Source organism: Pyruvatibacter sp. HU-CL02332 (assembly GCF_040362765.1).
Lineage (GTDB): Bacteria > Pseudomonadota > Alphaproteobacteria > CGMCC-115125 > CGMCC-115125 > Pyruvatibacter.
The window spans coordinates 1,530,063-1,545,460 of record NZ_BAABWK010000001.1; the positions used below are offsets into that span (position 1 = coordinate 1,530,063).

The 15,398-nt window shown below is 59.0% G+C and carries 13 protein-coding genes; 8 read left to right on the forward strand and 5 right to left on the reverse strand.

What is annotated here, in order from left to right; all coding sequences use genetic code 11:
• Positions 1 to 191 precede the first annotated feature (191 nt).
• Entirely contained in the window at positions 192 to 2,477 is a 2,286-nt protein-coding gene (locus ABXH05_RS07235) for a PQQ-dependent dehydrogenase, methanol/ethanol family (protein WP_353560429.1), read from the reverse strand.
• Positions 2,478 to 2,946: 469 nt separating this feature from the next.
• On the opposite strand from ABXH05_RS07235, the gene ABXH05_RS07240 reads away from it, so the two are divergent.
• The 3 genes from ABXH05_RS07240 to ABXH05_RS07250 all read left to right on the forward strand — a co-directional run bounded on the left by ABXH05_RS07240 (position 2,947) and on the right by ABXH05_RS07250 (position 6,334).
• Complete coding sequence (locus tag ABXH05_RS07240) at positions 2,947 to 3,285, forward strand: P-II family nitrogen regulator (RefSeq protein WP_043950300.1); 339 nt, start codon at positions 2,947 to 2,949, stop codon at positions 3,283 to 3,285.
• 29 nt (positions 3,286 to 3,314) lie between these two features.
• Positions 3,315 to 4,649 (forward strand): ammonium transporter AmtB, encoded by a 1,335-nt coding sequence (locus tag ABXH05_RS07245; RefSeq protein WP_461494544.1) that lies wholly within the window; start codon positions 3,315 to 3,317, stop codon positions 4,647 to 4,649.
• 416 nt (positions 4,650 to 5,065) lie between these two features.
• On the forward strand, positions 5,066 to 6,334 hold the full coding sequence (locus tag ABXH05_RS07250) for an ammonium transporter (protein WP_353560430.1): 1,269 nt from the start codon (positions 5,066 to 5,068) through the stop codon (positions 6,332 to 6,334).
• Here the strand turns inward: ABXH05_RS07250 and ABXH05_RS07255 are convergent.
• The gene (locus ABXH05_RS07255) at positions 6,331 to 6,702 is read right to left on the reverse strand and encodes a hypothetical protein (protein ID WP_353560431.1); all 372 of its coding nucleotides are present in this window, start codon (positions 6,700 to 6,702) and stop codon (positions 6,331 to 6,333) included. The genes ABXH05_RS07250 and ABXH05_RS07255 overlap by 4 nt on opposite strands.
• A gap of 302 nt (positions 6,703 to 7,004) precedes the next feature.
• Here ABXH05_RS07255 and ABXH05_RS07260 point away from each other — a divergent pair, with 302 nt between their 5' ends.
• The 3 genes from ABXH05_RS07260 (at position 7,005) to ABXH05_RS07270 (ending at position 11,468) form a co-directional block, all read left to right on the forward strand.
• Positions 7,005 to 8,258: an aminotransferase class I/II-fold pyridoxal phosphate-dependent enzyme gene (locus ABXH05_RS07260; protein ID WP_353560432.1), complete on the forward strand. Its 1,254-nt coding sequence runs from the start codon at positions 7,005 to 7,007 to the stop codon at positions 8,256 to 8,258.
• Positions 8,259 to 8,260: 2 nt separating this feature from the next.
• Complete coding sequence (locus ABXH05_RS07265; RefSeq protein WP_353560433.1) at positions 8,261 to 10,693, forward strand: DNA translocase FtsK; 2,433 nt, start codon at positions 8,261 to 8,263, stop codon at positions 10,691 to 10,693.
• A 100-nt stretch (positions 10,694 to 10,793) separates the two neighbouring features.
• Positions 10,794 to 11,468 carry a LolA family protein gene (locus ABXH05_RS07270; RefSeq protein ID WP_353560434.1) on the forward strand — a complete coding sequence of 225 codons (675 nt, stop codon included), beginning with the start codon at positions 10,794 to 10,796 and terminating at the stop codon, positions 11,466 to 11,468.
• On the opposite strand, the gene ABXH05_RS07275 is transcribed toward ABXH05_RS07270, so the two are convergent.
• Together ABXH05_RS07275 and ABXH05_RS07280 are read right to left on the reverse strand one after the other, a co-directional pair.
• A complete protein-coding gene (locus ABXH05_RS07275; RefSeq protein ID WP_353560435.1) occupies positions 11,465 to 11,893 on the reverse strand; it encodes a gamma-glutamylcyclotransferase family protein in 429 nt (142 codons plus the stop codon). The genes ABXH05_RS07270 and ABXH05_RS07275 overlap by 4 nt on opposite strands.
• Positions 11,894 to 11,898: 5 nt before the next feature.
• Positions 11,899 to 12,345, reverse strand: coding sequence for a hypothetical protein (locus tag ABXH05_RS07280; protein ID WP_353560436.1), 447 nt, complete (start codon positions 12,343 to 12,345; stop codon positions 11,899 to 11,901).
• 586 nt (positions 12,346 to 12,931) lie between these two features.
• Here ABXH05_RS07280 and ABXH05_RS07285 point away from each other — a divergent pair.
• On the forward strand, positions 12,932 to 13,582 hold the full coding sequence (locus tag ABXH05_RS07285; RefSeq protein WP_353560437.1) for a hypothetical protein: 651 nt from the start codon (positions 12,932 to 12,934) through the stop codon (positions 13,580 to 13,582).
• Positions 13,583 to 13,595: 13 nt separating this feature from the next.
• Complete coding sequence (xth, locus tag ABXH05_RS07290; RefSeq protein ID WP_353560438.1) at positions 13,596 to 14,393, forward strand: exodeoxyribonuclease III; 798 nt, start codon at positions 13,596 to 13,598, stop codon at positions 14,391 to 14,393.
• A 160-nt stretch (positions 14,394 to 14,553) separates the two neighbouring features.
• Here xth and ABXH05_RS07295 read toward each other — a convergent pair whose 3' ends face one another.
• Positions 14,554 to 15,333, reverse strand: a complete 780-nt coding sequence (locus tag ABXH05_RS07295) for an enoyl-CoA hydratase/isomerase family protein (protein ID WP_353560439.1) — start codon at positions 15,331 to 15,333, stop codon at positions 14,554 to 14,556.
• Between the last annotated feature and the right edge of the window lie 65 nt (positions 15,334 to 15,398).

Consider the following 15,398-nt stretch of genomic DNA (forward strand, 5'->3'; position numbering starts at 1 on the left):
AAACGATCAACTGCTTGGCATCTGAGAGTGGACCCCGGATCACGTCCGGGGACACGGGGATGGGTGGGAATAACCGAAACCGGGCCTCCAACTGAAAGTGAGGGGCTGTGTGCAGGCGAGAGCGCACAAACGAAAACGGGCGCTGGATGTCTCCAGCGCCCGTTTCCTGTCATCCGTAGACGGATGAGTGTCTAGCCATCCTGCGAACCGTCCGCGAGCGCCGCTTTGCGGTCTTCGCGGGCGCGCGACACGATGTAGCCGTAGATCAGATCCAGATCTTCGTCAGAGTGAAGATCAGAGAACTTGGCCATGCCTTGGTGCGCCAGCATGCCGTCCGCAACAATGGATTTGAAGTTCTCATGGATGACCGGAGACATACGCCGCAGGTCGGGGATCACACCCGGTGAGATGGCCAGAGCACCATGACACAGGGCACAGGTCCCCATGAACATCTGACCACCCTTGCGGATCTCAGCTGCCGTCAGCTGCACGTCCGTTGGAGGCTCTGGAATATCGAGGTTCTTCTCAACCACTTCCGGATACTCCGCCGTGCCGCCAACCTTGAAGACCAGCAACCGGCCTTCATTGCCATATTTGGCAGCCGCAGCCGTACGCGCGTCACCAGCTGTAATGGCGGCGCCACCCCAGCCAAGAAGCACGGACACATACTGCTCGCCATCAACTGAATAGGTGATGGGCGGTGCCATGATGCCGGTCTTTGTTTCGATCTCCAGCAGCTGTTCGCCATTGTCCGCACGATACGCACGGAACTTGCCGTCGCCGGTTCCCTGGAAAACAAGATTGCCGCCGGTCGTTAGCACACCGCCATTCCAGTGATCTGCATGAATGACCGTCCACGCTTCCTGCTTCTTCACCGGGTCCCATGCTTTGAGAACGCCGCGGTTGTAGGGGAGGTCTTCCCCTGCATCCAGGATCTTCAGGACTTCGTCGTAGTAGTCGCCCCAGCCCATACCGGTGTTCCACCAGTTCTTGCGGATCTGGTGGTTCTCGTTGGCATTGGCATAGATGGAGAAAGTTTCCATCGCCGGGATGTAGACAAGACCGGTGTTCGGGTTGAACGCCATTGGGTGCCAGTTATGGCCACCAATCGGACCGGGCAAAATGACCGGAGACGCATCCTTGTAGGACAGGCCTTCGGCTTCCACCGGACGACCGGTTTCCATGTCCACATGGGTGGCCCATGTGATCGGTGTGTAGGCGTCAGCTGAAATCAGCTCACCTGTTTCACGATCAAGAACATAGAAGAAGCCGTTCTTGGGAGCCTGCATGGCTACCTTGCGTACTTTCCCGTCGATCTCGAGATCAGCAAGAATGATGTGCTGGGTCGCTGTGTAGTCCCAGTTGTCGCCAGGCGTTGTCTGGTAATGCCACTTCAGATCACCCGTATCCGGATCAATTGCCAGAATGGATGAAATGTAGAGGTTGTCACCACCGCCTGGTGAGCGGATGTAGCGCGCCCAGGGAGAGCCGTTGCCGGTGCCCACGTAAAGCGTGTTCAACTCGGGATCGAAAACCATCGAGTCCCAGGTCGTGCCGCCACCGCCGACTTCCCACCATGTGGGGCCTTCGTGGTCCTCACCCATGGACCATGTTTCCATGGCCGCTTCGAGTGCGGGGTGTTCAATGGGATCGTCCGGGTTCCCCGGAACTGTGTAGAAGCGCCACAGCTGTTCGCCTGTGTTGGCGTCATAGGCTGTGAAGTAACCGCGCACACCAAGCTCTGCACCACCATTGCCGATGATGACCTTGCCATTGATGACACGTGGTGCACCGGTGATGGTGTAAGGCGGTGTGTTGTTGATCGTATCAACCTGCCAGACCGGCGTGCCGGTCTTGGCGTCCAGCGCATGCAGACGGCCGTCGAAGGACGCGACATAGACCTTGCCGTCCCACACAGCCACGCCGCGGTTCACGACATCACAGCAGCCATAGCGGCCCCACTCGCCGGGAACTTCTGGATCAAACGTCCAGAGCTCTTCACCCGTGCGCGCATCAAGGGCGTGCGTAATGCCCCAGTTGCCTGTGAGGAACATGTAGCCGTCCACCACGATGGGCGACGCTTCAAGACCACGGTTAGTGTACATCTCATAGGACCAGGCCAGGCCAAGGTCTGAAACGTTGTCCGTATTGATCTGGTCAAGCGGCGAGAAGCGCTGCTCAGAGTATGTCCGGCCATGGGCCAGCCAGTTATGTGGCTCATCGTCGGCTGCAATGATGCGGGCCTTGGTGATCTTGGTGGCCGATTCAACCGACGGCTTGGCCGCATCAGCTTCAACAACCGGTGTTGGCGGCACAGCTTCAACGTCAGCTGCCGGTGCTTCTGCAACCGCAGGCGCTGGTGCCGGCGCATCGCCACGGTCCGGTGACAGCACAAGGGCTGACACAACAAAGACAGCACCAATCGCCAGGCCAGCAATAACTGGGGTCACTGACCCCGGGCCCTTCCAGTAACTCATACGTTCCCCCTCCAGAGGTATTTGGGGAGCTGGGTGTGTATTGGCTTTGTTGCCATCCCTAACCAGCGCCCGATCAGGCAGAGCTCCTGTGGATTCAGGAGCGTTGTTTTTGTTCGTTCAGCTAGGAAACTAGCGCGGGAGCGCCGGTTGGGAAAGCGGGAGCAGAAATACGAATCCCTCGTACGCATAAATATTAGGCATAGTGATCTATGTGCACACTATTTATGCACATTTGGTGCCCATCTGCTGATCTTTGAGTCAGCGCCACCCTCAATATGCCCATGATTTCAACATGTTAGGCGATTCTATCGAGTCTGGCACGCTTCATGATTCCTTAACTGCGCCTGGGGGGCTGGGGCGCACGTCTTTGCGCGTTTCTCCGGGAAGAAATCAGCGGCAGCCGGAACGTGATCCGGCGGCCATCCAACCGGCCAACGATAAACGGCCAAACCGACGTGAAGGAGGCCCAATGAAACTGGTAATGGCAGTCATAAAGCCGTTCAAACTGGACGAAGTCCGCGAGGCACTGACCTCGCTGGGCGTTCAGGGTTTGACGGTGACGGAAGTAAAAGGCTTCGGACGGCAGAAAGGCCATACCGAAGTCTACCGCGGCGCTGAATACGCCGTGAGCTTCCTGCCCAAACTTAAAATCGAAGTCGTGATCAAAGACGAACAGGTCGAACAGGTTGTTGAAAGCATCGCTTCCAACGCCAAGACCGGTCAGATCGGCGACGGCAAAATCTTCGTGTACCCGATCGATCAAGTCATGCGTATCCGCACCGGCGAGACCGACGGCGACGCGCTCTAAGAGATTTCGTGTGAGAGGAGAAATCTACTATGGATAACCTGAAGAAACTCTGGGGCCTCGCCATTGCGGCAGCGCTCACAAGCGTGATGCTGGTAGACCCAGCACTCGCACAGGAAGAGGCACCGCCCTCGACCTCGCCTGAAGAAGCCTATTTCGTATTCAACACTTTGCTCTTCCTCATCGGCGGCTTCCTCGTCATGTGGATGGCAGCTGGCTTTGCCATGCTGGAAGCAGGCCTTGTGCGTTCCAAGAACGTGGCCATGCAGTGCACCAAGAACATCGCGTTGTTCTCAATCGCCGGTCTCATGTACTGGCTGGTTGGCTACAACCTGATGTATGACGGCGTCGATGGTGGGTACCTCGGCTCCTTCACCTGGTTCGCTCACCCTGAGCACGGTGCTGAAGATCTGACCTATGCCGCTGGCACATCTGACTGGTTCTTCCAGATGGTGTTCTGCGCAACCACCGCGTCCATCGTGTCCGGCACGGTTGCTGAGCGCATCAAGCTGTGGCCGTTCCTGATCTTCGTTGCCATCCTGACCGGCTTCATCTACCCGATCCAGGCTTCCTGGCAGTGGGGCGGCGGCTGGCTCTCAGAAGCTGGCTTCTCCGACTTTGCTGGTTCTACCCTCGTGCACTCCACGGGTGGCTGGGCAGCTCTTGTTGGTGCCATCATCCTTGGTGCCCGCTCAGGCAAGTACGGTCCTGATGGCCAGATCAATGCGATCCCCGGCTCATCACTGCCACTCGCCACGCTGGGTACGTTCATCCTGTGGCTCGGCTGGTTCGGCTTCAACGGTGGTTCACAGCTTGCCCTTGGTACGCTGGGTGACGCCTCTGACGTGAGCCGCATCTTTGCCAACACCAACATTGCCGCTGCTGCTGGCTGTGTTGTGGCAATGGTCCTGACCCAGGTCATCTACAAGAAGGTCGACCTGACCATGGCACTGAACGGCGCACTTGCCGGTCTCGTGTCCATCACCGCAGAACCGCTGACGCCAACCTTCGCGTCTGCTTCTCTGATCGGTGGCGCAGGTGGCATCATCGTGGTTCTCACGGTGCCACTTCTTGACCGTCTTCACATCGACGATGTTGTCGGTGCCATCCCGGTTCACCTGTTCGCAGGCATCTGGGGCACCATGGCAGTTCCGCTCACCAACGGTGACACGAACTTCGCTGCACAGTTCATCGGTGTGGCATCCATCGGCGCCTTCGTGGTGGTGGCCAGCCTGCTGTTCTGGCTGATCCTCCGCTTCACGATCGGCATCCGGGCATCTGCTGAGGAAGAGATGGAGGGTCTCGACCGCTCCGAACTCGGCCTCGAAGCCTACCCGGAATTTGGTCGCGGTTCGCAGACCATCTAACGACTTCGCCACCGGGTGGGACCTCCCTCCCGGTGGCGCCCTTGTTCCCTCGCCCTGATTGGTTCTCACCCTTGGGGACCGCGTGAAGGGCAACCTCCCAACTTCCAAAGGCCCGGTGGCATGTCCTCCGGGCCTTTTTCTTTGCCCGATCAAAGACCCGTGACTGCACAAACTTTCATCTGACTGCCTAGTTTTTCTGCCCACAAATTGGGCGGTCAATGTTTGTGCAACATGACTGGGCAACAGGCACGAAGGCGTTAGTCTTCTGTTAACATTAGGGTTTCAATGCCTCATTGTTGAGCTGGCACGCCGCTTGAGTACCTCAAGCAGTTCTGACCACAACAACATAGCTGCCGCCCCACCCAACATCTGGGTGTGCAGGCAAGGCAGCACACTCGCCTGGAGGGGGAACACCCATGGGAGATCTGGACCCGGCCACCGTTTCAACGGTGCTGACCGGTGCTGACGTATTCTTTGTACTGATCGGCGCTATTCTGGTTTTTGCAATGCACGGGGGCTTCGCATTTCTTGAAGTCGGTACCGTTCGCCGCAAAAACCAGGTGAATGCACTTGTGAAGATCCTCGTGGACTTCTCAATTTCCACCATCGTCTACTTCTTCATCGGCTACATGGTCGCCTACGGCACGACATTCTTCATGTCAGCAGCCATTCTGTCGGGCAGTGCGCCTGGACCAGATGGCGTGGCCTTTGCCGGTTCCGGCCTCGACCTGGTGAAGTTCTTCTTCCTCGCAACATTTGCGGCGGCCATTCCGGCCATCATTTCAGGCGGTATTGCCGAGCGCGCAAAGTTCTGGCCACAGGCCATGGCCACCGCGGTCATCGTCGGTCTGATCTATCCCTTCTTTGAAGGCATGGTCTGGGGCGGCAATTACGGCCTGCAGGATTTCATGGAAGCCAACTTCGGCGCACAGTTCCATGACTTTGCAGGCTCTGTCGTTGTCCACGCCGTTGGCGGTTGGCTGGCTCTGGGCGCAGTGCTTGTGCTCGGCCCCCGCCTTGGCCGCTACAAGCCGAGTCAATCATCAGCACAGGGCATTCCGCCTTCCAACATCCCCTGGCTCGCCATGGGCTCATGGATGCTCTGCATCGGTTGGTTCGGCTTCAACGTCATGACGGCAGGTTCCCTTGAAGGTGTGTCCGGCCTCGTTGCCCTCAACTCCCTCATGGCAATGGTCGGTGGCGTTATGGCAGCTCTCATTGCTGGCCGAAACGACCCGGGCTTTGTTCACAACGGTGCGCTTGCAGGCCTTGTTGCCGTGTGTGCCGGCTCAGATGTGATGCACCCGATCGGCTCACTCATCACCGGCGGTGTTGCCGGTGCGCTGTTCGTTATCACGTTCCAGCTGGCTCAGAACCGCTGGAAGATTGATGACGTACTGGGTGTATGGCCGCTGCACGGTCTGTGCGGCGCCTGGGGCGGTATCGCCTGTGGCATCTTCGGCCTTGAAGCTTTGGGCGGACTTGGCGGCGTAACCCTGGCCGCACAATTTGTCGGAACGGTCATCGGCGCAGGCTATGCACTGGTCCTTGGCTACGCTCTTTACGGTGCACTCAATGCCACTGTCGGCATCCGCATGTCACCGGAAGACGAAGAGCGTGGCGCGGATCTGTCGATCCACTCCATCTCTGCCTATCCAGAAGAGGACCTGACTTCCCGCTCCTAAGCAGGAACAGGCATACCAACATCGGTAAGTGGATGGCCCGGTCGCGTCAGCGGTCGGGCCATTTGCGTTTCAGCACCAGACATGTGGTCTGTCATCGAAGCAATGTCCTTGCGGGCAAAGGTTGCGCCGACAGATGAATGGTGTGACAGCACGAGCTGCTGAAGGACCAATCGGCGCAATTTCGTGCCGCCCCACACAACCAGCCCAACACACAGGATACCCAAATCAATCAACAGCGCCTGCAGAGCATCAAATCCGGATGCCACCGCGCCGCAAAGGATGTAGATCGACGCAAACCCGGCTGCAAAAGCAAGCATGCCGCCCAGATGAGTCGCCCATTCGTCAGCTTTCGTCGTTTCTGCACTCATCGCACCTGACCTCCCGTCTTGATGACAGTTCGCCTCAACGTCGATGTGACCTTGAGACAAAGGCTACGGGAGCCAGCTTGCACATTCGCTGAAGGGTGCAGTTGCAATTCGTTCAACTTCTAACCATTCCACACACCACACGATTGAAATTGTGGTTTCAGCCGCCCTGACGCGGCCGTGTGGCCAGCGTTAACAATGCGTTAACGCTAAAGACGCAGGCTGCAAAAGCTGGCCGTTTTCCGTCGAAAACAGGCCTCGAAGCCTATGCCTTTTTCCATCAGGTCCTGGCCCCTGCCCCGACCATGAAAACGCTTAACACCCAGACGCGGGAAGCCCCGGATTTGTCAGATACGCCCACCTATCTCACCCGTTTTGACGGCATGCCGGAATCGCCCTTTGCGCGGTTGCGGGCCCTTCTGGACGGCGTTGAGGCCGGTGGCCCGACCATAAATCTGTCCCTCGGCGAACCCCGTCACCCCCAGCCTGATTTTGTGATGCCGGCTTTGACCGCAGCATCCGCAGGGTTTGGAAAATACCCCCCTGCCCTTGGCACGCCTGAATTTAGGGCAGCCTGTGCGGGCTGGCTTGAACGCCGCTACGGCCTTGAAGGCGTCATTGAGGCGAACGCCATGGTGCTGCCCGCAAACGGCACCCGCGAGGCCCTGTTCAATATCGGGCAGGTGATTGCGCCGGCACACAAGACCAGCGGCCAGACATCTGGGCGGCCGGCATTCCTCCTGCCCAACCCGTTTTATCAATGCTATGCAGCCGCCGCGCTGGGCGCAGGCGCTGAGCCGGTCTATCTCAACACCACCATCGAGACCGGTCACCTGCCTGACCTCGACGCCCTGTCAGATGAAGAGCTGGACCGCGCAGCAGCGCTTTACATCTGCTCCCCTGCCAATCCGCAGGGAGCTGCCGCCGACACAGCCTATTGGGTCAAGCTCATCACCCTGGCGCGCGCGCACAACATCACGATTGTTGCGGACGAGTGCTACGCGGACATCTACACGGGCACGCCACCAACAGGCATTCTCGAAGCAGCTCACAAATCCGGGCTTGGTTTCGCCAACATCATCACCTTCCACTCCCTGTCCAAGCGCAACAATCTGCCCGGTCTACGCTCGGGGTTCTCGGCAGGTGATCCTGACCTGACATCCGCCTTTGCCAAATTCCGAAATCTTGCAGCGCCGCAAGTGCCGCTCCCGGTTATGGCAGTGAGCATTGCCGCGTGGAACGATGACGCAGACGCTGCAGCCAACCGCGCGCTGTATGACGCCAAGTTTTCAACCGCAGAACGTATCATCGGCAATCGCTTCGGCTTCAAACGGCCAGATGGCGGCTTCTTCCTGTGGCTAGATATGGCCGAAGTGGGTGGCGGCGAGAAGGCTGCCCTGGCCCTGTGGCAGGAAGCAGGTATTCGCGTGCTGCCCGGCGGCTATCTGTCTCGTGACACCAAAGATGGTAATCCGGGTACGAACTATATTCGCATCGCCCTCGTCGGCGATGAAGACGAGACGGCCCGCGCCCTAACCCGAATGACGGAGATCTTTTAGCCATGCGTCTTGCAGTCTCCCTCTCCTCAACACTGTCTGCCGCCATAAACGTGGTGCCCCTGTCGGTGCGCGAATTCCTGCGGGACCGGACAAACGAACTGATGGGCATCGCGGCGCTCTTCGCGGCAGCCTGGACGGCGATTGCCCTCGCCACCTGGAGCCCGCGTGATCCAAGCCTCAATCACGCCACCGCAGCCGAGCCTCAAAACTGGCTGGGTGCAGATGGCGCTATCGCCGCTGACCTGATCATTCAATCGGTCGGTGTGGCTGCAGCGCTTCCGGTTCTTATCCTCGCCGTGTGGGGAACGCGGCTTCTCATTCACCTTGAAATCGAGCACGTCGGCCTTCGCCTGCTGGCAGTGCTGGGCGCAACTGTCGGCTTTGCCTTTGCCGCAGCCCTGTTCAGCCTGTCAGTCCTGCCCGGTGCCGGCGGGTCGGTTGGTGCCATCCTTCTCAACGCGACAATCGCCATCACCGGTGACATTGTCGCCCCCGTCATTGCACTGCTCGCTGGCGGGGTAGCCGTCATGCTGGCCGGCTGGGCCATGCCGGTGTCGGTTGATCAGGTCGCCCGCTCCGCGCCGTGGCTCGTAGATTTTGTCCGCGAATGCGCATGGCGCGCCCGCCCGGTGACACAGGCACTCTCACGCATGTCTGTCGCTGCCGCAGGACTCCTCATTGCACCCTTCAGACGCCGCGAGGCTGATGAAGACGATGCTTCCAGCACCCGACGCGAGCCGGTCTTTGGACAGCGCCACCGTGATGAGGTCATGGCCGCCCGCGCCCCCGTCGGCATCGCAGGCCCGGAGGAAAACCCGGCTCCTGCCAAGCGTGTTACCCGTATCTCCAAGCCGGTGCGCGAAAGCAAACGCTCTGCGGCCGAGCGCCAGCCAACCCTCAATCTCATTCCCAATGAGGACTATGAGCTTCCACCCCTCTCTTTGCTCACGCCCCCCAAGGCACGACAGGGAGAAGTGATTTCCGACGAAGCCCTGCAGCAAAACGCCCGCATCCTTGAAGGCGTGCTGGAAGATTTTGGCATTCGCGGTGAGATCATCGAAGTGCGCCCCGGCCCGGTTGTCACCATGTATGAGCTGCAGCCTGCACCGGGCATCAAATCCAGCCGCGTCATCGGCCTGGCAGATGACATTGCGCGCTCCATGAGTGCCGTCTCTGCCCGTGTTGCCGTTGTGCCCGGACGCAACGTCATCGGCATTGAGCTGCCGAACGCCAAACGTGAAACGGTCTATCTGCGCGAACTGCTGGCATCTGCGGACTATGAAGCCACCGCGACCCATCTGGGGCTGGCGCTTGGCAAGGATATATCCGGCGAGCCCGTAATCCGGGACCTGGCCCGCATGCCGCATCTGTTGATCGCAGGCACCACCGGCTCGGGTAAGTCGGTGGGCATCAACACCATGATCCTGTCGCTGCTCTATCGGTTGCCGCCGGACCAGTGCAAGCTCATTCTCATTGACCCCAAGATGCTGGAATTGTCCGTATACGATGGAATTCCACACCTGCTGTCACCGGTTGTGACTGACCCCAAGAAGGCTGTCGTCGCGCTCAAATGGGTCGTGCGGGAAATGGAAGACCGCTACAAGACCATGGCCAAGCTCGGTGTGCGCAACATTGAGGGTTACAACACACGCGTGGCCGAAGCCCTCGACAACGAAGAGATGCTCTCGCGCACGGTGCAAACAGGCTTTGACCCGGAAACCGGATCGCCCGTCTATGAGGACGAGGAGATGGAGCCAACGCCCATGCCGTTCATCGTCGTCGTGGTCGATGAAATGGCCGACCTGATGATGGTCGCCGGCAAGGAAATCGAAGGCGCGGTGCAACGGCTTGCGCAGATGGCGCGTGCGGCCGGCATCCACATGATCACGGCCACGCAGCGTCCGTCTGTTGATGTCATCACTGGCACCATCAAGGCCAACTTCCCGACCCGCATTTCGTTCCAGGTCACATCCAAGATCGATAGCCGGACAATTCTCGGCGAGCAGGGTGCCGAACAACTGCTGGGTCAGGGCGACATGCTCTACATGGCAGGTGGTGGTCGCATCCGGCGCGTGCACGGTCCGTTTGTGTCGGACGAAGAAGTCGAACAGGTCGTGCGTCACCTCAAGCAGCAGGGCGCGCCACAATATCTCGAGCAGATCACTGCGGAACCCGAAGACGGCGGCGAAAGCCTGTTCGGCACCGGGGTGGAAGATGGCTCCGGTGACGAGCTGTACGACAAGGCCATCGCCATCGTGGCGCAGGACAAGCGCGCGTCCACCAGCTACATCCAGCGCAAGCTGCAGATCGGCTACAACCGGGCCGCCCGCCTGATTGAGCGCATGGAAGAAGAAGGCATCGTCTCCGCTGCCAATCACGCCGGCAAACGCGAAGTGCTGATCGGCGAAATCGGGTCTGGCGACCACGCATACTAGGCCCGTGCCCGGCCCCTCCACGCGAACCATCACAAAACCTCGGTTTTGCCTGAATTGCTGTTCAGAGTAGGTTCACGACCTGATTGCGATGCTCGCACCCATGTTGAGTGTCCTGAAACTGAAAGTCTGGCTCATGCCGCGTATTCTGTCCCTTGCCCTGTGCGCCACCATGGCAGCATTTCTGGCCATGGTGCCCGCCAAAGCCCAGCTGGCCGCCCCGGCTCCCCTCAATTCCGAGGAACTGGCTGATGTTGCGCGCATAAACGGCTTTCTCAACAGTCTTAAAAACATGTCCGGCCGGTTTTTGCAGATCAATCCGGACGGCGTGCTGAGCGAAGGCGCGTTCTATATCGCCCGCCCCGGCCGCGCCCGCTTCGACTATGACCAGGAAGACCTGATTGTCGTGGCCCGTGGCCAGCAACTGCTGATCAAAGAAGGCACATTCGTCACCAACGAATTGCCCCTGGACGGCACGCCTTTGAAAATTCTGCTCGGCCGCGACATCGACCTGGCCACGGATGCCCGGATCATCGCCGTGGACAGCCGTGCAGGCACCCTCGCCACCACCATTCAGGACCCCGATGCTCCGGAACTGGGCCAGGTCACCCTGATTTTCACCGGCCCCACCCTCCAGCTGCAGCGCTGGATCGTCACTGACGCCCAGGGCCTGCGCACCACCATCTCCCTCACCGAGATCAACTACCCCGAGCGCATTGACCCGGACCTGTTCCGCCTGGAATCCGGCAACTCCACCTTCCGCGGGCGGCAGGATTAGGATTGCTGGGCTTGTTGCCGCTTGAATTGGGCGTAGTCACCCGACTGGATCAATGTCTTGCCTTCAACCGGCCAGTTATAGACATAGACCCAGACTTCAATCTGATTTCCATTCTCCTGCCGAGCAGTGACTTTCTTTCTCACATACTGACGCGGCTCCGGAAACTCGCTTGACGCCTCCTCATAGACATCAAGATGAGCGAGAGTTTCATCAGCGTTGGCTAGCTTGAATATTTGGCCATGGGTCAAGTGGTGGCCTGATCCATCAAGAATCATCCCGGGATACTCACCAATGTCAAAAAGCCGACCAAGGACAAAGGCTGGCCCCACCACGCTGGCCGCGCTGGAAAGCAGCCGCGCCATTTTATGCTGACTGTCCTCACGCAACGTGCCGTACACAAAAAGTAGGGACGTTTGATCTTCCATTATAGCTATACAGAAATCCTGTGCTTTTCCATGTAGGCGTGCAGGTTCTCATATCCCTCGCGCGCCGCGTACGTCAGAATGAATTCGTAGTCACAAAGACGCTTGAGGTAGTACTCAAAAAGCATGTGGACCTCGTCTCGGTGAAGACGACCCGTCTTCTCCATCGCCAGAATGAACTCAAAGAAGTTGAGATAGTCAGAGAAACTCTCATGTAGGTCGCTCGCGGCGTTGTCGGCAATATCCCGCTTAAGGGCTGCGTGCTCCGGGGTGACCGGGAAATCGATGATCCGCCGCATAGTCTTGTAGGTATCTGCCTCGTAAAACTTCTCAAAGAGTTGATAGAGCCAGTCCGCTCGTTTGAGCTTCAAATCCCGGACATAGGTCGATAGGCCGATTGCTGCAGCGGCAAATAGCAGTGCGAGTTCCGTGACCGCCAAATAGTCAATGTTCATTTGAGTGCCCATGTTCCTGACATTGTGACGAGCATAGCAGGTGCGAAATGTATCAACCTGCAGATGTATTAGCTAAATGAGGCCACCAAACGCGCAGATCCATGGGTTTTTGGACAATCCTTTCGCATCGGACGGCAAGCATTTCTGCAAAGGATATGCCCCCGGCCAGCCGCAGACAGCGCTGAAACGACACTGAACGATCATTCATCCACACTTATCCGCGTGCGGAATCGATGAGCGAACGGCCCAAAATCTGACAGAACCTTAACCTTTGCTTCATGAACCTGAAGGAATTGCGTTGAAGGGCGCCCGGACAGGGCCTACGTCTTACACATCAACGGGCGCAGACCTCTATGCCCGGCTGAGCGTTGCCCCCCCGCTCGTTCACCGGTTGGTCTGCAATAGCCCGCCGTGCCGACGATCCCCCTCTCGGTACGAAAAGAGCGCACCATGCGCGGCCCCTGGCTGTCCCCGCAGCCGGGGGCTTCTCTTTTCCGGGGTCCAGTCCCGCTCCTGTCAGGCGTCAGTTTCCATCAGCACGATCCTCGTTCTGGTTTTTACCCGGGGACCGCGCTATGGAGACGCCATGACCTCAAACCAGACGAATTCAGGCCAGTTCCCGCCGGATACCCCAGATTTGGAAGATGACGACATTCCCTCCGGACCGGAGATGGAAGCGCTGGAGGCTGAACTGCCAAGCCTCGCCCGCATCCGGCGGTTCGCGGTGGCAGCGGAACGCGTGGACTGGTTTGCCCATGTGGGCGAACACCCCGGCCCGCGCACCATGGACATGGCCGAACACTATGTGGATGCTCTGGGGTTCCCGGACGCCCGCGTCGCCCTGGTAACCGACTGGGCCGAAGCGGCAGCCGCTGCAGAAACGCTGGACTTCGATTCATCCGCCTGGGAGGCCGAAGAGCAGCTGCGCTCCGCCCTCACCATGGATGCGCTGGAGCTGATGAGCGAGGATGCCCTGCAGGTGGCCCTGACCCATGTGGCCGCCACCATTACCGACCCCATCAAGACAAGCGCCGAAGAAGCACTCGCCATCTGGGATGAGCCCACTGACGAGATGCTGGATCTGGCCGTCGGCAGCGCGGTACAGGCCTGCCACCAAGCTGTGCTGGTTCTGGCGGCAGGCGCTGAAGAAGATCACCCCTTTGCCCTCCGGTTTCGTCTGTTTGAGGGCGGCCGCTGGCCGATTGGCGTCGCAGGCCTGAGTTTCAATCTGTTTTAGGAAAGTCGCCCCCTTGTCCCTGAAAATCGCCACATGGAACATCAACTCCGTCCGTCTACGGATTGATTCCGTTGTCCGCCTGCTCGACGACCACAAGCCAGACGTTTTGTGCCTGCAGGAAACCAAATGCCCCGATGACCTGTTTCCCGAAAAGGCCATCAAGGCGGCGGGATATGAGTACATCGAGAAGAGTGGCCAGAAAGGCTATCACGGCGTGGCCATCGTGGCGCGCGTGCCGTTAGAAAAGTCATCCGTCAAACGGTTCTGCGGCAAAGAAGACTGCCGCCACATTCAGGCGACCGCAAAGGGCGTTGAGATTCACAACTTCTATGTGCCCGCCGGCGGTGACGAACCAGACCCCGAGATCAACGAGAAATTTGCCCACAAGATCCAGTTTCTTGAAGAGATGGCCAGCTGGTTCAAAAACGCCAAGCAGAAGACAACCGCCAAGCGCGTTGTTGTCGGTGACCTGAACGTGGCCCCGCTTGAGCATGACGTGTGGTCGCACAAGCAGTTGCTGAAAGTGGTGAGCCACACGCCGCAGGAAGTCGAGCTGTTTGAAAAGGTGCTGGCGTCCCACAAGTGGATCGACGTGCCACGGCTCTTCACGCCTGAAGAAGAAAAACTCTTCTCGTGGTGGAGCTACCGGTCAAAGGACTGGCAGGCGTCCAATCGCGGACGACGGCTGGATCACATCTGGGCAAGCCCCGCCATGGACGGCATGGCTAAATCAGTGACCACATTCACCGACGCACGCAGCTGGGAAAAACCCTCAGACCACGCGCCGGTGATTGCGGAATTCAAGCTTTAAGGTCCACCGCCTCCCTCGGCCTCTCAGTTCCCTCAATGCCGTCCCCTCTCCGCTGTCCCTCCGGCTTGACCGGAGGGCCTATGGGCGGCTCGGATAGACCCTCCGGTCAAGCCGGAGGGAAGTCGGGAGAAGGAAGGGAACCATCCATATTGACCAGGGCCTAAGACGCGCCGCTTTTGACGAAGCTGGCTGACGCCGCTTTGGCATCTCGGCTTGCACTGCTCAGCGCGCTTTGGTCCGCATCCGCATAGGCACTGACCTTGTGCAGAGCGCCGGATATGGCGTTGACCCCTTCCTTGATCATGCGCGTAGCAACCGGCGGCATGGACGCAGCCTTCTGGGCAAGATCCGTAGCGACATCGACCGCATGGCCTGCATCAGCCAGTTCATCCACCAGCCCCCAGTCCAAAGCATGCTCAGGCGACATGCGCTCACACAGAATGCAGATGCGCTTGGCCCGCGCCGACCCGACCATGGAGACCAGCCGTGGCAGCGCACCCCATTGCAGGTTGATGCCGATTTTCACCTCAGGAACGTAGAGGAAGGCGTCGCGAGACATGACCCGCCAATCAAGTGCCAGCGGCAACGCCACGCCCGCGCCGACCGCCATGCCTTCAATGGCGGCCACTGTGATCTGAGGCATGTCTTCCCACGCCTGGCACAGCTTCACGCCGCGATAGTAAACCTCGCGCAGTTCAAGGTCGCTCGACGCGTCGTCGTCGCGGGTCGACCGTTCCTTGAGATCAATCCCGGCAGAGAATGCATCCGCCCGCCCGGTGAGAACCACCGCACGGGTCTCAAGATCATCATGAAAGCTGCGCGCGACTTTGGTGAGCTCGATGATCAGCGCCTGATTGAACGCGTTGAGACTGCCACCACGGTCAAACGTGACCACGGCGACATCACCGCGCTTTTCGACCTTCACCAGATTGTCCGACATTTCCTGCGCCTCCCATTTTGTTGTTGGGAGAAGCTTAGCAAAATGCCGCCGAAGGCCGAGCGCTA